The 21,829-nt window shown below is 63.6% G+C and carries 19 protein-coding genes; 5 read left to right on the top strand and 14 right to left on the bottom strand.

The features are described 5' to 3' along the window. Positions 1–294: 294 nt before the first annotated feature. Positions 295–1,878, top strand: a complete 1,584-nt coding sequence (locus HAQ05_RS05905; protein WP_190418391.1) for a peptide chain release factor 3 — start codon at positions 295–297, stop codon at positions 1,876–1,878. A gap of 79 nt (positions 1,879–1,957) precedes the next feature. On the opposite strand, the gene HAQ05_RS05900 is transcribed toward HAQ05_RS05905, so the two are convergent. After that, on the bottom strand, positions 1,958–3,481 hold the full coding sequence (locus HAQ05_RS05900; RefSeq protein WP_190418389.1) for a fumarate hydratase: 1,524 nt from the start codon (positions 3,479–3,481) through the stop codon (positions 1,958–1,960). A 316-nt stretch (positions 3,482–3,797) separates the two neighbouring features. Here HAQ05_RS05900 and HAQ05_RS05895 point away from each other — a divergent pair, with 316 nt between their 5' ends. Beyond that, a complete protein-coding gene (locus tag HAQ05_RS05895; RefSeq protein ID WP_190418667.1) occupies positions 3,798–4,904 on the top strand; it encodes a diguanylate cyclase domain-containing protein in 1,107 nt (368 codons plus the stop codon). Next, a complete protein-coding gene (locus tag HAQ05_RS05890; RefSeq protein ID WP_190418387.1) occupies positions 4,897–5,805 on the top strand; it encodes an iron-sulfur-binding ferredoxin reductase in 909 nt (302 codons plus the stop codon). Before HAQ05_RS05895 ends, HAQ05_RS05890 begins: the two co-directional genes overlap by 8 nt. Here HAQ05_RS05890 and HAQ05_RS05885 read toward each other — a convergent pair. From HAQ05_RS05885 to HAQ05_RS05850, 8 genes are all read right to left on the bottom strand, one after another. Beyond that, complete coding sequence (locus HAQ05_RS05885; RefSeq protein WP_190418385.1) at positions 5,789–6,991, bottom strand: MFS transporter; 1,203 nt, start codon at positions 6,989–6,991, stop codon at positions 5,789–5,791. The two genes, HAQ05_RS05890 and HAQ05_RS05885, sit on opposite strands and share 17 nt — an antisense overlap. Before the next feature lie 68 nt (positions 6,992–7,059). Further along, positions 7,060–7,884, bottom strand: coding sequence for an HDOD domain-containing protein (locus tag HAQ05_RS05880; protein ID WP_190418383.1), 825 nt, complete (start codon positions 7,882–7,884; stop codon positions 7,060–7,062). Positions 7,885–8,046: 162 nt separating this feature from the next. After that, positions 8,047–9,156 carry an ABC transporter substrate-binding protein gene (locus HAQ05_RS05875; RefSeq protein ID WP_190418381.1) on the bottom strand — a complete coding sequence of 370 codons (1,110 nt, stop codon included), beginning with the start codon at positions 9,154–9,156 and terminating at the stop codon, positions 8,047–8,049. 182 nt (positions 9,157–9,338) lie between these two features. Then, complete coding sequence (locus HAQ05_RS05870; protein ID WP_190418379.1) at positions 9,339–10,097, bottom strand: ABC transporter ATP-binding protein; 759 nt, start codon at positions 10,095–10,097, stop codon at positions 9,339–9,341. A gap of 18 nt (positions 10,098–10,115) precedes the next feature. Then, positions 10,116–10,865: an ABC transporter permease gene (locus tag HAQ05_RS05865; RefSeq protein ID WP_338050130.1), complete on the bottom strand. Its 750-nt coding sequence runs from the start codon at positions 10,863–10,865 to the stop codon at positions 10,116–10,118. Continuing rightward, positions 10,862–11,677 carry an ABC transporter permease gene (locus HAQ05_RS05860; RefSeq protein WP_190418377.1) on the bottom strand — a complete coding sequence of 272 codons (816 nt, stop codon included), beginning with the start codon at positions 11,675–11,677 and terminating at the stop codon, positions 10,862–10,864. Before HAQ05_RS05860 ends, HAQ05_RS05865 begins: the two co-directional genes overlap by 4 nt. Beyond that, positions 11,664–12,794, bottom strand: coding sequence for an ABC transporter substrate-binding protein (locus tag HAQ05_RS05855; RefSeq protein ID WP_190418375.1), 1,131 nt, complete (start codon positions 12,792–12,794; stop codon positions 11,664–11,666). The genes HAQ05_RS05860 and HAQ05_RS05855 overlap by 14 nt, the downstream gene beginning before the upstream one ends. Before the next feature lie 11 nt (positions 12,795–12,805). Next, positions 12,806–13,717 carry a TauD/TfdA dioxygenase family protein gene (locus tag HAQ05_RS05850; protein WP_190418373.1) on the bottom strand — a complete coding sequence of 304 codons (912 nt, stop codon included), beginning with the start codon at positions 13,715–13,717 and terminating at the stop codon, positions 12,806–12,808. A gap of 241 nt (positions 13,718–13,958) precedes the next feature. On the opposite strand from HAQ05_RS05850, the gene HAQ05_RS05845 reads away from it, so the two are divergent. Next, positions 13,959–16,043 carry a copper resistance system multicopper oxidase gene (locus HAQ05_RS05845; RefSeq protein WP_190418371.1) on the top strand — a complete coding sequence of 695 codons (2,085 nt, stop codon included), beginning with the start codon at positions 13,959–13,961 and terminating at the stop codon, positions 16,041–16,043. Continuing rightward, positions 16,036–16,749, top strand: coding sequence for a copper resistance protein B (locus tag HAQ05_RS05840; protein ID WP_420825747.1), 714 nt, complete (start codon positions 16,036–16,038; stop codon positions 16,747–16,749). The genes HAQ05_RS05845 and HAQ05_RS05840 overlap by 8 nt, the downstream gene beginning before the upstream one ends. A 6-nt stretch (positions 16,750–16,755) precedes the next feature. Here the strand turns inward: HAQ05_RS05840 and HAQ05_RS05835 are convergent, their stop codons facing one another. The 5 genes from HAQ05_RS05835 to HAQ05_RS05815 form a co-directional block, all read right to left on the bottom strand. Continuing rightward, positions 16,756–17,514, bottom strand: a complete 759-nt coding sequence (locus HAQ05_RS05835) for a hypothetical protein (RefSeq protein ID WP_190418367.1) — start codon at positions 17,512–17,514, stop codon at positions 16,756–16,758. A 245-nt stretch (positions 17,515–17,759) separates the two neighbouring features. Beyond that, complete coding sequence (locus HAQ05_RS05830; protein WP_420825746.1) at positions 17,760–18,863, bottom strand: protein-glutamate methylesterase/protein-glutamine glutaminase; 1,104 nt, start codon at positions 18,861–18,863, stop codon at positions 17,760–17,762. Continuing rightward, on the bottom strand, positions 18,860–19,666 hold the full coding sequence (locus tag HAQ05_RS05825; protein ID WP_190418365.1) for a CheR family methyltransferase: 807 nt from the start codon (positions 19,664–19,666) through the stop codon (positions 18,860–18,862). The genes HAQ05_RS05830 and HAQ05_RS05825 overlap by 4 nt, the downstream gene beginning before the upstream one ends. Further along, positions 19,663–20,169 (bottom strand): chemotaxis protein CheW, encoded by a 507-nt coding sequence (locus HAQ05_RS05820; protein ID WP_190418363.1) that lies wholly within the window; start codon positions 20,167–20,169, stop codon positions 19,663–19,665. The genes HAQ05_RS05825 and HAQ05_RS05820 overlap by 4 nt, the downstream gene beginning before the upstream one ends. An 11-nt stretch (positions 20,170–20,180) precedes the next feature. Beyond that, the gene (locus HAQ05_RS05815; protein WP_190418361.1) at positions 20,181–21,824 is read right to left on the bottom strand and encodes a methyl-accepting chemotaxis protein; all 1,644 of its coding nucleotides are present in this window, start codon (positions 21,822–21,824) and stop codon (positions 20,181–20,183) included. Positions 21,825–21,829: the final 5 nt, after the last annotated feature.

The following is a 21,829-nucleotide window of genomic DNA, read 5'->3' as shown; positions in this document are numbered from 1 at the left end:
GCTAGTGGTTTGTACCTCCCATACGGGGCGACCTAGCCGCCAGGCTAAGGGCTTAAACGCACAAGGGCGAAACCTCAAGGTTCTGATTTCAAAGGCATACGTGTTGGAATAAGGGCCGATTCTTTAGGTGAGGCAACCCATCGGCAGGGGGCTATATGCCGCAGTGAGGGTACGCCGGTGCGGTGCAAGCTACGCTTGGATAACGGCGCCAGCGGGATGGCAGGAGTTGAACCCTGGCCAGGTTTTATACGCTATAATCCCCGCCCTTTTTTACCGTCACCCTGGGCACCCTTCATGACCCAACAGGCCGCTGAAGTCGCGAAGCGCCGTACCTTCGCCATTATTTCCCACCCCGATGCGGGCAAAACGACCATCACCGAAAAGCTGCTGCTGATGGGCAAGGCGATTTCCGTGGCCGGTACGGTGAAGTCGCGCAAGTCTGACCGCCATGCGACCTCCGACTGGATGGAAATGGAAAAGCAACGGGGTATTTCCATCACCACCTCGGTGATGCAGTTCCCCTATCGCGAGCACATGGTCAACCTGCTCGACACCCCCGGCCACGAAGACTTCTCCGAAGACACCTACCGCACCCTCACCGCGGTGGACTCGGCGTTGATGGTGCTCGATGGTGGTAAAGGCGTGGAGCCGCGCACTATCGCCCTGATGGAGGTGTGCCGGCTGCGCGACACGCCCATCGTGAGCTTCATCAACAAGCTCGACCGCGACATCCGTGACCCGGTGGAACTGCTCGACGAAATCGAAGCGGTGCTCAAGATCAAGGCGGCCCCGATCACCTGGCCGATCGGCTGCTACCGCGACTTCAAGGGTGTGTACCACCTGGCGGGCGATTACATCGTGGTCTACACCCCCGGCCATGGCCATGAGCGGACCGAGGCGAAGATCATCCACGGCTTGGCCTCGGCCGAAGCCCGGGCATGCTTGGGCGATGAATACGAGCGCTTCGTCGAACAACTCGAATTGGTGCAGGTGGCGTGCCACCCGTTCGATGCCGGCGAATTCTTGCGCGGTGAACTCACGCCGGTGTTCTTCGGCACCGCGCTGGGCAACTTCGGCGTGGATCACGTGCTCGACGCCGTGATCGACTGGGCGCCCCAACCACTGGCCCGCGAGGCGCGCGAACGCACGGTGGAACCGACGGAAGAGAAATTCTCCGGGTTCATCTTCAAGATCCAGGCGAACATGGACCCCAAGCACCGTGACCGCATCGCGTTCATGCGGATTTGTTCGGGTAAATACGAAAAAGGCATGAAGATGCGCCACGTGCGCCTGGGCAAAGACCTGCGCATCGGTGATGCGCTCACGTTCTTCTCATCCGAACGTGAGCAACTGGAGGAGGCCTGGGCAGGCGACATCATCGGTTTGCACAACCACGGCACGATCCAGATCGGCGACACCTTCAGCGAAGGCGAAGCCCTGGGCTTCACCGGCATTCCCCACTTCGCGCCGGAACTGTTCCGCCGCGTGCGCCTGAAAGACCCGCTCAAGTCCAAGCAATTGCGCCAAGGCCTGCAGCAACTGGCCGAGGAGGGCGCTACCCAGGTGTTCTTCCCGCAGCGCAGCAACGACATCATCCTCGGTGCGGTGGGCGTGCTGCAATTCGACGTGGTCGCCAGCCGGCTGAAGGAAGAGTACAAGGTTGAATGCGCCTACGAGCCGGTGACCGTTTGGTCTGCGCGCTGGATCGAGTGCGCCGACAAAAAGAAACTCGAAGACTTCGAGAACAAGGCCGTGGAAAACCTGGCCGTGGATGGTGGCGGCCACCTGACCTACCTGGCCCCCACGCGGGTGAACCTGGCGGTGATGGAAGAGCGCTGGCCGGAGGTGAAATTCCGCGCCACCCGCGAGCACCATTGACTCACGCGCGTGCCAGCGCCCTTACACGCGCAATAGGCTGATGGGGTGAATAAGGGGCCTTTCGGCCCCTGCTGGGTGCTTACTGCACTTCCACCGCCAAGCTTTCAGCAATCTTGCTTTTCCAGATCGCCGGGCCTGTGATGTGGACCGATTCGCCCTGGCTGTCTACGGCCACGGTTACCGGCATGTCCTTGACCTCGAACTCGTAGATCGCTTCCATGCCCAGCTCGGGGAAGGCCAATACCTTCGATTGCTTGATCGCCTGGGCCACCAAGTAGGCCGCGCCGCCCACGGCCATCAGGTACACGGCCTTGTTGTCTTTGATCGCTTCGATGGCGGTGGGGCCGCGCTCGGATTTGCCGATCATGCCCAACAGGCCAGTCTGCTCAAGAATCTGGCGGGTGAATTTGTCCATCCGGGTGGCCGTGGTAGGGCCCGCCGGGCCAACGACTTCATCGCGTACCGGGTCGACCGGGCCGACGTAATAAATGAAGCGGCCTTTGAGGTCTACCGGCAATGGCTCGCCCTTGTTGAGCATGTCGACCATGCGTTTGTGCGCGGCATCGCGGCCGGTGAGCATCTTGCCGTTGAGCAGCACGGTTTCGCCTGGCTTCCAGCTTTGTACGTCTTCTGGGGTGAGGGTGTCGAGGTTAACCCGGCGTGCCGAGGGGCCGGCTTCCCAAACGATCTCCGGGTAAGCGTCCAGCGGCGGGGCTTCGAGGCTGGCCGGGCCACTGCCATCGAGCACGAAGTGCGCGTGGCGCGTCGCGGCGCAGTTGGGGATCATGCACACCGGCAGCGACGCAGCATGGGTGGGGTAGTCCATGATCTTCACGTCGAGCACGGTGGTCAGCCCGCCCAGCCCTTGGGCACCGATACCCAGTTGGTTGACCTTCTCGAACAGCTCCAGGCGCAGCTCTTCGATGCGGTTTTGCGGGCCGCGGGCCTTCAGTTCATGGATGTCGATCGGGTCCATCAACACCTCTTTGGCCATGACCGCGGCTTTTTCGGCGGTGCCGCCGATGCCGATGCCGAGCATGCCAGGCGGGCACCAGCCGGCGCCCATGGTCGGTACGGTCTTCAATACCCAATCCACGATGGAGTCGGATGGGTTGAGCATGGCCATTTTCGATTTGTTTTCCGAGCCGCCACCCTTGGCCGCGACGTCCACCTCGACCGTATCGCCGGGCACGATCGAATAGTGGATCACCGCCGGGGTGTTGTCTTTGGTGTTCTTGCGGCTGCCGGCCGGGTCGGCCAGGATCGAGGCGCGCAGCACGTTGTCGGGCAGGTTGTAAGCCCGGCGCACGCCTTCGTTGATCATGTCGTCAACGCTCAGGGTCGCGCCGTCCCAGCGCACGCCCATGCCAACCCGCACGAACACGGTCACGATGCCGGTGTCTTGGCAAATGGGCCGATGACCGGTCGCGCACATCCGGGAATTGATCAAGATCTGGGCGATCGAATCGCGAGCGGCAGGCGATGCCTCGCGCAGGTAGGCCTCATGCATGGCCTGGATGAAATCGACGGGGTGGTAGTACGAAATGAACTGCAGTGCATCGGCAACGCTTTGAATCAGGTCGTCTTGCTTGATCACGGTCATGCGGCGCGCTCCTCTTTTAGGCGGGAACATGGGCGTTGGTCGGCGGCCGGCCAGCGCGTGGGGGCACTGCTTCGGTGCGCCGGTCGCGGCGCTAAAAAGGCGCGGCAGTATACCGCAGGCTGGCGGCGGCGGGGAGCGCTTGAGGTGTAAACGATGGTCGATGATCGGCCGGGATTTTTGGCCCAGCGGGCAGCTTTTGCCTTGCGCTAACGCAAAGAAGGATGGTTATTTCTGATGTATGTCACTACAGTGGCAACTCGCCATACACGTGGTATCGGCCAGGGATGGAGTCGCCTTGAGCACGGTGAGTCAACGAGTGACTGAAAAGAACCTGCAGGCATTGCTGCTTAAACGTTATGCCCTGGCGGCCGGTACCTATCTGTTGGTGCTAGGGCTGGCATGGCTGGCGTGGCTGGCGGGTTTGGCCAGGGTATCGCTAAGCTGCGCCGTGGTTGCCAGTGCCTTGGTGCTGGCGAGCCAGGCGGTGCTGCTGGCCCTGTTCACCAGCGGTGCCAACCGGCGCTACGCCGACCCGAGCCTGACCGAGGCCCAGGTACTGCTGGCGATCGCCCTGGTTACCATGCTGTTGGCTGGCCTGCAGAGCGCGCGGGGGCTGTTCATGGTCCTCTACGTTATATTGCTGCTGTTCGGCATGTTCCACCTTAGCCGGTGGGTGTTCATTCGCTGCGCATTGGTTGCCTTCGGTAGTTTTTGCGCGCTGTTATGGGCCCTGGCCTGGTTCGGCCGGCTTTCCGACTGGCCCCAGGCGTTGCTGCAGGTCAGCGTGCTACTGGTGGCCTTGGTATGGCTGTGCCTGTATGCCAGCTACGTGCAGGCGTGCCGCCAGCGTATGCGCCAGCGCCGTTACGCCTTGCAGGCTCACCAAGACACGCTGCGTGGCATGATGCGCCAGCTCGAAGACCTGGTGGCCACCGACGAGCTCACCGGGTTGTTCAACCGCCGGCATTTCTTGCGCCTGGCCTCTCAGGAGTTGGCGGCGCTGCGGCCTGGCCGCAGCCATGGCTTGGCGTTGATTGACCTGGACCACTTCAAACGCATCAATGACGTGCATGGCCACGCCGCCGGCGACCAGGTGCTGCAAGCCTTTGCCCAGGTCGCGGCCACTTGCCTGAGAGACGGCGACGTGCTGGCCCGCTATGGCGGGGAAGAGTTCGTGTTGTTGCTGCTCGAGTGCGACGTTGACCGCTTGAGCCTGTGCTGTGAGCGCCTGCGCCTGGCCTACCAGAACGCGGCCCCGATCGCCGGGCGAGCATTGCCGTTGAGCCTCTGTGCCGGTATGACCCTGCTCAATGTTGGCGATGACCTGGATGAAGCGCTGCAGCGCGCCGACAAGGCACTGTACCGGGCCAAGCGCAATGGCCGTAACCAATGCGCGGCAGCCTGGACCCACGCCGATGCCTGAGCTGGCCGTGGGTGCGCGGCGCTGGCACGTCGCGCCTGGGAGCAACCTGCTCGATGCACTCCATGGTGCCGGCATCGCCGTACCCTACAGTTGCCGGGCCGGCAGTTGCCATGCGTGCCTGGTCCGGTGCTTGGTCGGCGAGCCAGACGACGCCAAGCCCGACGCGCTGGCCGCTGACGCGCGTGAGCAGGGTTGGCGCCTGGCGTGCCAATGCCGGGTGCAAGGCGACCTGCGGGTGGCCGCTTTCGACCCGGCCATCGATGGTGCCGAGGCGACGGTGCTGGAGCTGGCCTGGGCCGCCGGCGGCGTGCTGCGCTTGCGCTTGCGCCCGGCGCGGCCACTGCGCTACCACGCGGGGCAGCACTTGGTGTTGTGGCTGGGCCAGGTGGCCAGGCCTTATTCGCTGGCCAGCTTGCCCGGCGAAGACCCTGACCTGGAGTTTCACATCCAGTGCCACCGGCCCGGGGCATTTGCCAGCGCTGCGCAGCAGTTGCAGGTGGGGCAGGCGGTCGGGCTGGGCGAGCCCTACGGCGGGGCTTTGCATTACGACCCCGGCTGGCAAGGCCGGCCCTTGTGGCTATTGGCCGCGGGCACCGGCCTTGCGCCACTGTATGCGGTGCTGCGCGAAGCGTTGCGCCAACAGCACAATGGCCCGATCCGGCTGCTGCATGTGGCCCCCGAGCATTACCTGCGCGCTGAGCTCGACGGGCTGGCGCAGCAATGGCCCATGCTGGCGCTGGAATACCTGGAGACTTTGCCGCGCACCGTGCGTGCCCCGCGCCAGGCGATCGCACTGGCCTGTGGTGGCCCGGCGAGCGTCGAGGCGTTTACCCGGGCGCTGTTCATGGCTGGCGTGCCGCGCAGCCAGGTTTATGCCGACACCTTCAGCGCGAGGTGCTGATCGCTTGCTGGTGCGCATCGACGCGCTTCATGCTGGCCAATGCCAGCAGCGCGATCAACGCCACCAATGCGCTGAACACTTCGCCCGTGTGGCTCAGGCCGAACCGCGGAATGCTCAGCCCCAATGCGATTACCGGCAACGACATGGAAAAGTAGAACACCACGAATAACGCCGAGGTCACCGCGGCCTTTTGTGCCGGCGGGGTGGCCCGGGCCACCGCGGCCATGCCGGCGCGAAACACCATACCCTGGCCGGCACCGGCCAGCACGGCGGCCAGCAGCAACAGCGGCATCAACCCCAAGGCGATCGCCAGCCCCAACGCCAGCATGCCCAGGCACAACCCGCCACAACCGGCCGCCATGTGCTGCGCGGCCGGCAGCCATTTCAAGACGGCCTGGCCAAACACCGAGGCGACGAAAAACAAGGCAATCGCCGCCCCCACCACCAGCGCGTTGTGAACGCCCATCACCTGGTTGACGAGCGACGGCACCAGGCTGGTGAAAACACCGGCCACGCTGAACCCGGCCAGGCCGCCGATGGAGGCCGGGATGAACCACGGCCGCACGGCCGCGGGAATAGCCGGGTGTTGCACCTGTAGCCGTGGCCGGGCTGGGCGCGGGGCGGTTTCCCGGCAGGCGGCGATGGCCAGTAGCGCCAGCGCCAGCAAGGCCAGGTGCAGCCAGAACACCAGGTGCAGCGGCCAGGGCAGGTATTGCGCGGTAAACCCCGCCAGCAGGGGGCCCAGACCCAGCCCAAGCATGTTGGCGGCGGTGGCCATCAACGTGGCGTGCTCACGCCAAATGGCGGGCGCGGCTTCGATCACCGCCACCGTGGCGGTGCCGGCCATGATCCCGGCGCTGAAACCTGAAAACAGCCGCCCCACCAGCAGTGCCGGTATCGAATGTGCAAACAGGAACACGGCCGCGCTCGCCGCCCCCATCAGCAGGCCGGCCGCCAGCATCGGCCGGCGCCCCAATTGGTCGGACCAACTGCCCACCACCAGCAGGGCGGCGATCACCCCCGCGGCGTAGATCGAGAAGATCAGCGTTAACCAGGTAGGCCCAAAGCCCAGGGTTTGTTGGTAGAACACATAAAGCGGTGTGGGCAGCGTGGTGCCCACCATCGCCACGGCAAAAACGAAGGCCGCGAGCAGAAAATCGCGGCGGCTACCGGTGGTGTCGGTCATGGGAAACGTATCGTCGTCAGCGCAGGGCCTGTGATCTAAACCCGCCAGGCGTTCGCGCGCAAGGGGGCTTAGGCGAGCAATTCGGCGAATTGTTTGTCTGCGGCGATCACCGGCACCAGGGCAGCGAACAATTGGTCCAGGTCCAGGGGCTCTATCAACGGTGGTATCAATGCCGCCTTGGCCGCGTCGGTAAGGCCGCCGTGGTTTTCGAGGGCATCGGCCACCAAGACGGCCTGCGCCACTACCCACGGCTGGGTGTTGCCTTTTGGTGCCTGGCTGGGGTTGGCCTGGTAGGCGATCGCGTCCTGGATCACCTTGGGTAGGTTCCAGCGGCGCGCCAGCTCCGCGCCCACCTCGGGATAGCCAAAGCCTAACTGCAGGTTTTCGTGAGCGACGTGGCCAGGGGTGTTACCTCGGTGCCCAGCATTGATACGTTCAGCCACCTCCGGCGCGCCGGTCTGGATCAACAGCTCGCCGATGTTGTGCATCATGCCGCTGGTGAACGCGGTTTCGCTGTCGGCGCCTATTTTTTTGGCGATTACGCGGCAAATACCGGCCACCTCGAAGCTCTTCAGCCAGAACGCTTTGAGGTCGAAGGAAGGGCCGGCCTTGAACAGGCCGGTGACCGCGCTGGCCAGTACCAGCGTACGCAGGGTATTGAAGCCCAACCGGGCCGCGGCGTCTTCGATGCTGGCGGATTCACGCGCGCCGCGAAAACGGGGGGCGTTGGCCAGGCGCAGAACTTTCGCCGAAATGACAGGGTCTTTTTCGATCGTGCGCGCTACCGCATCCAGGCTCGAATGGGGGTTGTCGAATTGCACGGTCAAGTCTTGAGCAACCTTGGGAATATTGGGCAACGTGTGCAATTGGGCGAACAACGTCGCGATTTCCATGGGCGGCACCTTTGGGTGGGGTTCTTTCAACCATAGGCGACTTTTCTGATGGGTACGTGAAATCTATGGGGCGTTACAACACGCGCGCAAACAGGTAAAACCCCCCGCGCTGTTCAATACGCAGGCCTGCTGCTGTGCGTGTCGAACCCAGGCGCAGCCGGCTTAGGCTTTCAAGCGAGCCATGATCTCGGCCCGCCGCGGGCTGGTCAGGGTCGCCGCGGCGCCGTACTCCAAGGGTGACAGCGCTTCGGCCGCCGGGTACATGATCGGGTCGTTCAGCAGTTCGGTTGGCAACAGCGGGTCTACCCGGCGGTCGCCGCACGGGTAGCCCACCTCCAGCACTTCACGTTTGTTTGTGGCGGGGGTGAGCACGTAGTCGATCAGTGCATAGGCGGCGTTTTTGTTTGGGCTGCCCCGGGCGATGCAGTAGAAGTCGGTCCAAATCTCGCCGCCTTCGCTGCCCAGCACGTAGGTCATGGCCGGGTCGCCCCGGTGCAGCAAGGTGGCATCGCCGGTCCAGGCCATAGCCAACCATGCCTGGCCGCTTTGCAGCAGAGGTTGGATATCGGAGGTAATGGCCAGCAGGTGCGGCTTGGCGTCCATCAGCACCGCCTCGGCTTGGGCAAGCTCTGCGGGGGCCAGCGAATTGAAGCTGAAGCCGCAGGCTTTCAACGCGTTGCCGATGGTCGTCAGCGGGTAGTCGTGCACCAGGGTGCGGCGGTGCCCTTCGGTTTTGGCCAGGGCCCAGAAGTCTTTCCAGGATTCCGGCTTGGCCGCCAAACGGCGGGCATTGTAGACCATGCCGGTGGTGCCCCAGTTTTTCGGTACCCCATACACCGTGCTGCCCACCTTGCCTTGGGCGAGCATGCGCGCATCGTAGCTGCCAGGGTCGAAGTTCGGCAGCCGTGCGAGGTCCAGGGGTTCGATCAAACGTTGTGCGGCATAACTGGCAATCACGTAATTAGTGGCTACCAACAGGTCGACTTGCCCAGCGGCGTCGCGGGCTTTACCGAGCATTTCTTCGTTGGACCCGGATACGTCGAGCACCACCTTCACCCCGTGGCTTTGCTGGAAGTGTTCCAGGTTGGCCGCGCTGTGGTAGTTCGGCCAGGTTTCCAGGCGCAGTTGGCCGGGCGCGGCCTGCGCCCGTGGCAGGTTGGCGGCGAGTATGGCGGCGGCTACGCCCAAGCCGCTGCGGCCGAGGAAATCGCGGCGGCTCATCGAGCCGTTTTGCCAGCTGCGCATTAGCTTGAGAAAAGTATTCGCGTCCATATCGAGCCTACCCAACCAAGCGGGAAGCGCCATGGAAGCACACTGGCCGTGGGCTTGCTAGTGCGGTGTTTCAGAACTTCACACAAGAATAGACGTGTGAATTTTGCTGCCGGGGTGCATTGCCGCACTACACCCCGCGCGCCAATGCTTGTGCGAACTTGCAGGGTATACGCCGCAGCGGCTCAGGCGTCGAGAAAGTCCCCCAGCACATCGTCGCGCAGCGCCACCAGCCGGGCGTCGCTGCGTTGGCGTGGGTGCGGCAAGCCGACATCGACGATGCGCTTGATACGCCCCGGGTTGGGCTGCATCACCACCACGCGGTCGCCGAGAAACACCGCTTCTTCCACATCGTGGGTCACCAGCACCATGGTGATGTTCTCTTGCGCCCAAATACGTTGCAGCTCGTTTTGCAGGCGGGCACGGGTGAGCGCATCCAGCGCGCCGAACGGTTCGTCCAACAGCAGCACGCTGGGGCGGTTGACCAGGCCGCGGGCGATGGCTACACGCTGCGCCATGCCACCGGAGATCTGGTGCGGGTAAGCCTCGGCAAAGCGCTCCAGCCCCACCAGTGCCAGGTGTTCACGTACCACCTGTTGCTTGGCGGCGCTGGCCAGCGGGCTGTTCTTCAAGCCCACGGCAATGTTGTCGCGCACGTTCAGCCAGGGAAACAACCGGTGGTCTTGGAACACAATGCCGCGCTCCAACCCGGTACCACGGATGGCCCGGCCGCCCAGCAGAATCTGCCCCTCGAATTCGCTTTCGAGGCCCAGGATCAGCCGCAATAAGGTGGATTTGCCGCAGCCGCTGGCACCGACAATGCTGATGAACTCACCCGGTGCGATGTTCAAGGCGATGTCGTCCAGCACCTGCAGCGCGGCGCCGTTGTTGGGCTGGGTGAAGTGTTTGCTGACGTGGTCGAGCACTAGGCTGTTGGCCTGCATGGGTTTACCTCAATAGTGTTAGAACGTGCCATACAGGCGCTGCAGGCGGCGTTCGGCGAGCCTGGCCAGGCTGTTCAGCAGCCAGCCGACGGTGCCGATCACCAGCATGCCGAACAGCACCAGGTCCATGCGAAAATGCTCGCTGCCGTCGATCAATGTATTGCCGATGCCTTCACCAGACACCAACAGGTATTCGGCACCAATGGTCGCCAGCCATGAATAGATCAAACCCAGGTACAGCCCGGTGAAAATCGATGGCAATGCAGCGGGCAGGCGCACCAGGGTGAGGCTTTGCCAGCGGCTGTAGCCATACACCCGGGCGACCTCCAGCAAGGGCAGCGGTACGTTGCGCAGGCCGTCGGCCGTGTTGACCACCACCGGCACCAACGCCGCCAGCGACAAAAACACCACCTTGGCCACGTCGCCCAAGCCGAACCACACCGATATCAGCGGGATCCAGGCAAACAATGACACCTGCTTGAAGGTATTGAAGCTAGGCCCTAGCAGGCGGTTGCCCAAGGCTGATAGCCCGAGCACGCAGCCCAGCGCCAGGCCCAGCCCAGCACCGATGGCAAAGCCACTGAGGTCGCGCGCAAGGCTCGCCCCCAATGCCACCCACAGGTGGCCGCTGGCCACCTCGTGAATGGCGGTGGCCAGCACCTGCTGCGGCGATACCCAGAGGCCGGAGCGGCTCCAACCGTATTCACTGGCCAACCACCACGCGCCCAGCGCCACCAGCGGCAGCAGCCAGCCACGATAGGCTTTCACACCGGCCTCCAGGCGCCCAAGCGCCGCTCCAAAGCGTCGAAGCCGCGGTCGATCAGGTAGCCAATGGCGCCGACCACCACCACGGCCGCCATCACCAGGTCGAGCTGGAACAACTGCCGGCCATACACGATCAGGTAACCCAAGCCTTCGCTGGAGGCCACCAGTTCAACCACCACCAGCGACAACCATGCCTTGGTAAAGCCCAGGCGTAGCGCGGTGAATAGGGTAGGCAGTGCCGCCGGCAAAACCACGCCGGTGACCAACTGGCGGCGGCTGAAGCCGTAGGCCCTGCCCACTTCGAGCCATTTGACCGGCGCCTGGCGAAATGCCTGCAACGTGCCCAGGGTCACCGGCACCAACGCGGCGTGGGCAATAAGCGCGTACTTGAGCGGCTCGCCGATGCCGAACAGCAGTAGGGCAAACGGCAGCCAACCCAGCACCGGAATTTGCACCAGGGCGTTGAAGCTGGGCAACAGGTACGCCTCGGCGGCGCGCGATAGCCCCATCAGGCCGCCCAGCACCAGCCCAAGGCTGGTCCCCAGCGCATAGCCGAGCAGCACCCGTTGCAGGCTGGCACTGGTGTTGGCCCAAAGGTCGCCGCTAATGGCAAGGTCTTTGAGCGTGTCATACACATAGGCCGGCGCCGGCAGCACCTGGGGCGACACCCAGCCTTGCTGCGCACCCACGGCCCAGGTGGTGAACAACGCCAGCGGCAGCAGCCACGGCAGGCTGCGTGCCAACCCGCGCGCAGGCCAGGTGGGCCAGGCCCAGCGCTGTTGGCGCAGCCAGGTGGCGCTGTTAGCCCGGCTCATGGTCATGCTCCTTGCCCGCTGGCGCGCTGGCCGTGGCGGCGTTGTGCTCGGCTTGCTTGCCGTCGGCCCCATAGGCGGTCCAGAACCCTTGCAACCCCTTGGCCTTGAGCGCGGCATCAAGGTAGTGGGTATCGAACCAGCCATCCACCCTGACCGGGCGGCGGATGAGTTTCTCCTGCAGGGCCTGGTCGGCGACGGCTTGGTAGCGCCCAATCACGTAGCTGTCCACCAGCGGTGACAGCCGCTCTTTGAGCGGTACTGGGGCAAATTCCGCCTGCCAGGAACTCACGGGCGTACCGCTTTTGGCGAACTCCTCGTACACTGCCTGTTGGTTGGCCGGGTCGCTGCTCCAGCGCGCGGCGTCGACCAGGGTATCGACCACCTGCTGCACCTGTTGCGGGTGCTCTTGGGCATAAGCTGTACGCACCAACAGCGCGGTCTGGCGGGTGAGGGCAGGGTCTTGCGCTTCGTTGGCGTATATCAGGTCTACCAGGCCCTCATCGCGCAACTTGAACAGCTCATAGCCGCCAAAGGCGGCGTCAACCCCGTTGGAAACCAACGCGGCCTGGCTGCTGCCGGTATCGAGGTTGATCACCTTCAGGTCTCGTTCGGTCAACCCCGCGGTCGCCAGCACTTTGATCGCCAGCAAGTGGCCGTTGGTGCCACGGAAGATAGCCACCTTTTTGCCTTTAAGCTGTGCCAGGGTGTGGATATCCGAGCCCTTGGGCACCGCTACATACACCGGCGCGCGAGTGCCGATGGCCGCCAGCAGGCGCGTGTCCAGGCCGTTGGCGCGGGCTACCACCTGCGGCAAATCACCCTCGTAGGCAAAGTCGATCTGCTGGTTCGACAGCGCCTCGTTCACCGCCGGGCCTGCCCCTTTGAAAAAGAACCACTGCACCTCGGTGCCCGACCCGGCGAAGGCTTTTTCCAGCAATTGCTGGTTACGCACGATGCTCAGTGACGAGCCGCCAAAGGTGACCGGGTCGCCCCCGCCGGCCGCCGCCACACCCACGCGCAGCACGTCGGCCGACGCGGCGGGGGCGCCGCCCAGCCAGCTCACCCATGCCAGGGCCCCAGCCACGGCTACGAAACGTTTCAGGCGGTCACGGTTCATGTGCGGCTCCCTCAAGCGGCCAGGTGCTTTTTGTCAGCTTCGGTGCGCGGCGACCGGGTGTGGGCGTCGGGCTTGATCGCCCGGCTGGGCTGGCCATCGACCCCCAGCAAAATATCGCCATCGAGCGTGGTGCGGCGCACGATGCGTTCGGCGTCGCCATAGTCGTTGATTGCGATGTGTTGGGTGGCGCGGTTGTCCCAGATCGCCACATCGCCGGCCTGCCAGCGCCAACGCACGGTGTTGTTGAGGTGGGTGACGCGGTCGTGGAACAGCCGGAATAACTGCTTGGAGTCGTTAGGGCTCAGCCCCACGAAGTGTTTCACGAAGTGCCCCAGCACCAATGCGCGTTCGCCGGTTTGCGGGTGTACATGCACAACGGGGTGTTCGGTTTCGTACTCCAGTGCCGTGAATTCCTCGCGGTAGCGCTTCAGGGCTGCCTGGGCGGCATGCTGTGGCGGCACATAGTCGTACAGGTTGCTGTGCACCGCGCGCAGGTTGTCCGCCAGTTGCTTGAGCGGGGCGGGTAGCTCGTCGTACGCGGCCGCCGTGTTGGCCCACACGGTGTCGCCGCCATAAGGCGGTACCACCACGGCTCGCAGAATCGAAATTTTCGGGGGGTTGGCCACAAAGGTGACGTCGGTGTGCCAAGAGTTTGCCCGGCTTTCACGCGAATCGAGGTTAAGCAAGGCGGTGCTGTTGTTCGCCGAGCGCACGGTGGGGTGGGGCACCTGCTCGCCGAATAACCGTGAAAAACGCTCCTGTTCTTCATCGTTTAGCTGCTGGCCCCGAAAAAACAACACCTTGTGGCGCAGCAACGCTTGCTGCACCGCTTCGAACTGCTCAGGCGGCAGGTCGCCACTGAGGGTAATGCCGTCGATTTGAGCACCGATGCGGCCCGCGACCGGTTGAACGTTGATAGCCATGAATGCGCTCCTTTGCCGTGTTCAGGTGTGGCAAAGAGCCTAGGGCTAATAACGCCGAGACATGAAATCACCTTTTTTTATATGCATATTGACCATGGTGGTTCTATTTTTAGAACCATACAGGGTTATATGCTTAGGCGATTTGGGCGCAACCTTACGCGTTCGTAATGTTCTGATCAGCGTACTGACAGGCGCCATAGGCCATGCTGGCCGGCGTACGCAACCCTTTTGACGAGGCGGCATGCACAGCAGAAGAACATTCGTGACCGGCCTTGCCGGCGGGGCCCTGCTCAATGGCCTGGGGCTATGGCGCGCACCGGCATGGGCTGCCTCCGCCGGCACCGCGCCGGTGCTGCAAGGCAGCGACTTCGACCTTTTCATCGGCCAAGCGGCGGTGAACCTGGGCGGGCGCCCGCGCACGGCGCAAACGATTAACGGCAGCCTGCCGGGGCCTTTGCTGCGCTGGCGCGAAGGCGACACGGTCACGCTGCGGGTGCGCAACCGGCTGGCCGAGGCCACCTCGCTGCATTGGCATGGCATCGTGTTGCCCAGCGCGATGGATGGCGTGCCTGGCCTGAGCTTTCAAGGCATCGCCCCTGGGGGCCTTTACCAATACCGCTTCAAGGTTCGCCAGCACGGCACCTACTGGTACCACAGCCATTCCGGCTTCCAGGAGCAACTGGGGGTGTATGGGCCGTTAGTGATCGACCCGGCGCAGCCGGCGCCCTACCGCTACGACCGTGAACACGTGGTGATGCTCAGTGACTGGACCGACGAGAACCCGCGGAGGGTGCTTGCCCGGCTCAAGGAACAGGCAGACTACTACCAGCAGCCGCGCACGCTGGTCGACTTCATCCATGACGTGGCCGAGCAGGGCTTCGCCGCCACCATGAAGGACCGCGCCATGTGGGCGCGCATGCGCATGCAGCCCACCGACATCGCCGACGTGACCGGGCAAACCTACACCTACTTGGCCAACGGCCAAGCGCCGGATGGCAACTGGACCGGCCTGTTCAGCCCCGGCGAACAGGTGCTGCTGCGGTTCATCAATGGCTCGGCGATGACCTACTTCGACGTGCGCATCCCGGGGTTGAAGATGACTGTGGTGGCGGCGGACGGCCAATATGTGCAGCCGGTCAGTGTCGATGAATTCCGCCTGGCCGTGGCCGAAACCCTCGACGTGCTGGTGCAGCCTGCGGACCAGCCGGCCTATACCCTGTTCGCCCAAGCGATGGACCGCAGCGGTTACGCCCGCGCGACCTTGGCCCAGCGCGAAGGCTTGAGCGCGCCGGTGCCAGCCTTGGACGCGCGCGTATTGGTGAGCATGGCCGATATGGGGATGAACCCTGGCGACATGCAGGGTATGAGCCATTCGAAAATGGACCACGGCAGCATGGCGGGCATGGACCACATGAAAATGGGCCAGGGCGCCATGCCGGGTATGGACCACTCGAAAATGGGCCAGGGCGCCATGCCGGGTATGGACCACTCGAAAATGGGCCAGGGCGCCATGCCGGGTATGGACCACTCGAAAATGGGCCAGGGCGACATGCCGGGTATGGACCACATGAAAATGGGCCAGGGCGACATGCCGGGTATGGACCACATGAAAATGGGCCAGGGCGATATGCCGGGTATGGACCACATGAAAATGGGCCAGGGCGACATGCCGGGTATGGACCACATGAAAATGAGCCAGGGCGACATGTCGAGTATGGACCACATGAAAATGAACCACACGCGCATGCCAGGCATGGACCCCTCGCACAGGGGCCCCGCCAGCCAACCGATGGCGGGTATGGAGGTGAGCCACCCCGGCAGCGAGCAGGGTAACCCTATGGTCGACATGCAAACCATGAACCCCACGGCGCGGCTAGGTGACCCCGGTATCGGCTTGCGCGGCAATGGCCGCCGCGTGCTGACCTACGCAGACCTTGCCAGCGCATTCCCTGACCCGGATGGGCGCGAGCCCACCCGCACCGTCGAACTGCACCTCACCGGCCACATGGGTAAGTTCGTGTGGGCGTTCGACGGGGTCAAGTTCGCCGATGCCGAGCCGATTCGCCTCACTTATGGCGAGCGCATTCGCATCGTGCTGGTCAACGATACGATGATGGCCCACCCTATCCACTTGCACGGTATGTGGAGCGACCTGGAAGACGAACACGGCCGTTTCAAGGTCCGCAAGCACACGCTGGACATCCCCCCCGGCACCCGCCGCAGTTACCGGGTGACCGCCGATGCCCTCGGCCGCTGGGCCTACCACTGCCACATGCTCTACCACATGGAGGCGGGTATGTTCCGCGAGGTGCGTGTCGATGCGTAAGGCAATCATCACCGCGCTGTTGGCCGCCAGCCCCGGCGCCTGGGCCGACGGCATGGCCGGCATGGGCATGCACGACAGCGACCTGCACAGTTACTTCTCCTTCGACCGCCTGGAATACCAGAAAGCCGACGCCGGCACGGCCTTGGCCTGGGAGTTCGAAGGCTGGGTGGGCGGCGACACCGACCGGTTGTGGCTGCGCTCCGAAGGCGAACGCACCAACGGCAGTACCGAAGAAGCCGAACTGCAGGCCCTGTACGGCCATGCCATCAGCCCCTGGTGGGATGTGGTGGCCGGTGTGCGCCAAGACTTCAAACCGGCCAGCCCACAAACCTGGGCGGCGCTGGGGCTGCAGGGCGAGCCGCTGAGCAACCTTGAAACCAAGGCCACCGCCTACCTGGGCGAACGCAACCAACGTTCGCTGCGCCTGGAAGCCGACTATGACCTGAACATCACGCAGAATTTGATCCTGCAACCGATGCTCGAAGCCAACCTGTTCACCCGTAACGACCCTACCCGCGAAGTGGGTGCGGGCCTGTCTAACCTGGAAACCGGCCTGCGCCTGCGCTACGAGATCATCCCGGAGTTTGCCCCCTACGTGGGTGTGTATTGGAACAAGCAATACGGCCGCACCCTCGACTACGCCCGCGAAGAGGGCGAGGACGCCGAAGAAGGGCGGTTGGTGGTGGGGGTGAAGATGTGGTGGTGAGGCCGTTCAATCGTGCTGTAGGGCGGCGGGCTGGGCGCGACTTAAGCGCCCGCCCACTGGGCTGAACAGGCGTTCGATAGCACGGTCTATCATGCGCAGCGCCGGGGCGTTGCGCACGGGCAAGTCAATACAGGCCTGCATACGCATCAGGTAACGATAGACCCGACGGTCCGTCAATGCGGGGTCGGTGGACCAAAACAAATAATCAGCCAAATGGCGCAGTAATTGGCCAACAAAGTACAGCACTACCGTGCCCTCAAATATTACCAAGGTACCCGCGACGGTAACGGCCACAATGAATTGCCAGTGTGCGAGCCCCTCGAATACGTTATCGATGCTGCCACCCAGCGTAAGCAGCGTGGCAACGATGGCCAGAAGCCCTGTAAACCATGCGACCAAGCGAGGCGTATCCGGAACGCTGAAAAACGCTTTTAGGCGGTCGTCCAGCGCGTCGCGGCCGGCGAGCCGTACCAACCGCTGGTGGGCTTCCCATCGGTTCAATAACTGTTGGCTGGTGTTTTCCAAGTCGTCGGCTGTGCAGCTATAGCGTCTGCAAAACCACAATTGCTGTGTGCGGTTCAATTGGGCGCAGGCATCCGGCCCCACCGCATTGAGGGCTTCAAGGCGAAGGCGGGCATAGACCTCTTCGATTTGGACGGCGCAGACCACGCTAAACGCGGCAAAAACCACGAGTGACAGAAGGTGCGCTGCCGACGGAGCCGGATAGTTCCAAATCACGAGGGCGCCCATCACCGGCAGGTACAAGAAAAACCACCGCAGGCACACGCGGTAGTCGGCTTGTCGCAATGCACCGCGAAATGGCACCTTAAGAAAGAGGGCGCTATGTTCGTTAACATCGTTGCGTAGGCTTCGCAGGCTCATAGAAAGCATTCCTTAGCGCGTATAGGGCGTATAGGTTCAGGTAGTGGCATAACGGCCGCTGCGATTGATAAATAAGCTGGGCCGGCATATCGGGATCCGCTTCATGTCGCCCGCCGTTGGCTCCCACATTAGCGCGCGGTTACTGCCGTTTGGTTCTGCAAAATCACCTGCGCAATGCGTTCAAGGCTGACCACATGGCGTGCCGCCCCCAGGCGGATCGCTTCTTTGGGCATGCCGAACACCACGCAGCTCGCCTCGTCCTGGGCGTAGGTGTCGGCGCCGGCATCAAGCATTTCCTTAAGGCCCCGGGCGCCGTCGTCGCCCATGCCGGTCATCAATATCCCGGTGGCGTTGCGGCCGCCATAGCGGGCGACGGAGCGAAACAGCACATCCACCGATGGCTTATGGCGGTTCACATGGGGGCCGTCGGTGACCTGCACGTGATATTGCGCGCCGCTTCGTTTAAGCAGCATGTGCCGGCCGCCCGGGGCGATCAGCACACGGCCGGCGAGTACCCGGTCGTTATCTCGTGCTTCCTTTACCTCTACCGCGCACACCTGGTTCAGCCGTTCAGCGAAGGCGGCGGTGAATTTTTCGGGCATGTGCTGCACCACCAAAATGGGCGGGCATACCCGGGGCAGGGCGCTGAGTATGTGTTCCAGCGCCTGGGTGCCCCCGGTGGAGGTGCCCAGCGCCACCACCCGCTCGGTGGTGCGGGCCATGGCATGGCTGTGGGCGGCGGGTAACACCGCGTCGGCGCTGTGCCGTGGCGGGGCTGGCGCCGGGGCCGGCCGGGTGCGCGGGCGCAATGCGTTGACGTTGGCCCGCGCGGCGGTGCGTACGGCCTGGATAAGCTCAGCGGCCGACTGCTGGAGGAAGTCACGCAGCCCGGCCTTAGGCTTGGCAATGATATCGGCCGCACCGGCGGCCATGGCCAGGAGCGCGGTTTCGCTGCCAGTTTCGGCCAGTGTCGAGCAGATCACCACCGGCGTGGGCCGCTCGGCCATGAGCTTGCGCAAAAACGTGACGCCGTCCATGCGCGGCATTTCGACGTCGAGCACAATCACGTCGGGCCACTGCCTGGCCATTTTGTCGAGGGCGAACAACGGGTCGCTGGCCACGCCGATCACCTGCAGGTCTGGCGCTTGTTCCAAGATGGCCTGCAGCACCTGGCGCACCACCGCCGAGTCATCGATGATCATCACCGAAATGGGCATACGTGTAGGGCTCATGGTTTGCGGTAAATCGAAGGCGAAACCAACGCCAACGTGTCGTTCATACCGTTCAGGCTTTCAGAGTGGCTTACCACGAAATAGCCACCTGGGCGCAGCAATGGCACCAGCCGTTCGATCACTCGGCGCTTGGTCGGCGGGTCGAAATAGATCAGCACGTTGCGCAAAAAGATCACGTCGAACTCGCCCAGGCGAGGCAGCCGGTCGTTGAGGTTGACCTGCATGAACTGCACCCGCTCGCGCAGGCTGCGCTCCACCAGGAACGTGCCGTCCTGGCTGCCGATGCCCTTGAGGCAATAGCGGGCCAGATGCTGGGGGGCCAGGTTGCGGCCGCGTTCCAGCGGGTAATGGCCGCGGGCGGCTTTCTCCAGCACCCGGCTGCTGATGTCTGACCCCAGCACTTCCCAGGGGCGTTCACCCAGGCGGTCGGCCAATAACATGGCCAGGCTGTACGGCTCCTCGCCCGAGGAGCAAGCCGCACTCCACACCCGGAAGGTACGCCCAGGCCGGTGCAGCGTGCCGAGCACTTGGCCAAGCCACTCGAAGTGCTTGGGCTCGCGAAAAAAATAGGTTTCATTGGTGGTCAGCAGGTCCAGCGCCACCTGCGCCTCGGCCAAGCCATCGGCGGCGGTGATCATCTGGAAATACTGGCTGTGGTCAGCCAGGCCATGGTGGCGCAGGCGGCAGGCGAGCCGCCCGGCGACCAAGGCTTTTTTGTTGGCCGACATGTGGATACCTGCGCGCTGATAAAGCCAGCCCTGGAAGTGGGCGAATTCGGCATCGCTGATACCCGTGTTGCTCACGCCGCCTCCCCAGCGAGGGTGGCCATTTGCGCCAGATCTTGCAGCGACAGCACGCGGTCAACGTCCAGTACGATCACGAAACGGCCATCCAGGCGCGCCATGCCGGCGATGAAATCAACCCGGATGCGCGAGCCGAAGCCCGGCGCTGGCTCCATGGCGTGGGCGGCGATGTCCAGCACGGCGCAGACCGCGTCCACCAACAGCCCGAACACCAGCGTGTCGCCCTCAGCGCCGCGCACTTCTAGGATCACGATGCAACTGCGCCGGCCCGCTGTGCTGGTGGGCTGGCCAAAGCGGGCGGCCAGGTCGATCACCGGGACCACCGCACCGCGCAGGTTGATGACCCCACGCACGTAGGCGGGCATCATTGGCACCACCGTCATGTGGCCCAGCTCGATGATCTCCTTGATGCCTTCGATGGCCAATGCATAGGTTTCACCGGCGACGGAAAAAGTCAGGTACTGCGCTTCTCCGTCCGCAGTGGCGAGGCTCTGCGTGCTCATAGCCCTGCCTCCTAGAAATGGGTGAATTCGGTTTCGGACAGCTCTTGCGCCGGTGCGCCGCGCCAGCTTGGCCGTGCGCTCGGCGCCGTGGCGGGGGCTTGGGCGCGTGCGCGGTGCGGGTGGCTTTGCGCGGTTTTTGCCATGCCGTCACCTTCGGCCCTGAAGAAACTCATGGCGCGCTGCAATTGCTCGGCCTGGCTGCTCATTTCTTCGGCGGTGGCGGCCAGCTCTTCGCTGCTCGATGCGTTCTGCTGGGTCACCTGGTTGAGCTGCACCATCGCCATGTTGATTTGCGAAACCCCCGCCGATTGCTCTTCGGAGGCTGCGCTGATCTCTTGCACCAGGTCGCTGGTTTTGCCAATCGACGGCACGATTTCGGCGAGCAACGCGCCCGCGCGCTCGGCCAACTGCACGCTGCCCGACGACAGCTCACCGATTTCTTGCGCCGCCACCTGGCTGCGCTCGGCCAGCTTGCGTACCTCGGCCGCCACCACGGCGAAGCCTTTACCATGCTCGCCGGCACGGGCCGCTTCGATGGCCGCGTTAAGTGCCAGCAGGTTGGTTTGGTAGGCGATGTCGTCGATGATGCCGATGCGCTGGGCGATCTTTTTCATCGCCTCTACCGTGGCCTGCACCGACTCGCCACCCTCGACCGCCTCGCGTGCGGCCTTGCTGGCCATGCCATCGGTGACCTTGGCGTTATCGGTGTTCTGGTTGATGCTGGCGCTCATCTGTTCAACCGAGGCGCTGGTCTGCTCTACGCTGGCGGCTTGTTCGCTGGTGGCCTGGCTCATCGATTGGGCCGTGGCGCTCACTTCTTCGGAGGCGCTGGCCAAGTTGTCGGCGGCGTGGCGCACTTCACCGATGATTCGCCCCAGTTGGCCGACCATATTTTGCATCGCCATCAGCAGCCGGCCGGTTTCGTCGCGGCTGGTGACCTCGACCTTCGCGTTCAAGTCGCCCTCGGCCAGGCGCGTGGCCACGTCCATGGCGTGGCGCAGCGGGCGCGAGATGGTCCGCGACACGAACCAGGCCAGGAACAACCCCAGCAGCACCGAACCGCCCAGCACCAGGGCAATGGCCAGCCGCGCACGGGTAAAAGTAGCCGCTGCTTCGTCGCCGGCTGCCGTCGCATAGTTGTCGTTCACTGCCACCAATTTCCCCAGCGTCGCCGAGGCGCCCTCGAACACGGGCTTGGAGTCTACGGCCAACATGGTTTTCGCCGTGGCTTTGTCACCTTGGCGCGACAGGCTCAGCACTTTTTCGCTGACTTTCAGGTACTGGCGGTAGTCGGCGATGAAACTGTCGAACAGGCCCTGTTCCTCGGGGCTGGAAATCAACGGCTTGTATTTGTCGATACTGGCCTCTACATCGGCCCTGGATTGCGTGGCGTTTTGCTGCAGCTCGTCCATTTCCTCGGGGGTGTCGGCCAGAATATGCCTTGCCTCGCGGGTGCGGTACTGGGACAGGTTGTAGCGGATGTTCGCCGCCGCGCGAATGGAAGGCACCGAATCGTCGTTCATCTTAACGGCTGCGTTATTCACCGCCGCCAGCTCGATGATCGAGAACCCGCCCAACACCACCGACAGTGCCAACACCAGCAAGAAGGCAAGAAGCAATTTGGCGGAAATATTCAGGTTATAGAACCATTTCATGAGAA

Source organism: Pseudomonas typographi, from assembly GCF_014694385.1.
Taxonomy (GTDB): domain Bacteria; phylum Pseudomonadota; class Gammaproteobacteria; order Pseudomonadales; family Pseudomonadaceae; genus Aquipseudomonas; species Aquipseudomonas typographi.
The sequence above is the reverse complement of the archived record's forward strand: the minus strand, read 5'-3'. Positions and strand labels throughout refer to the sequence as shown.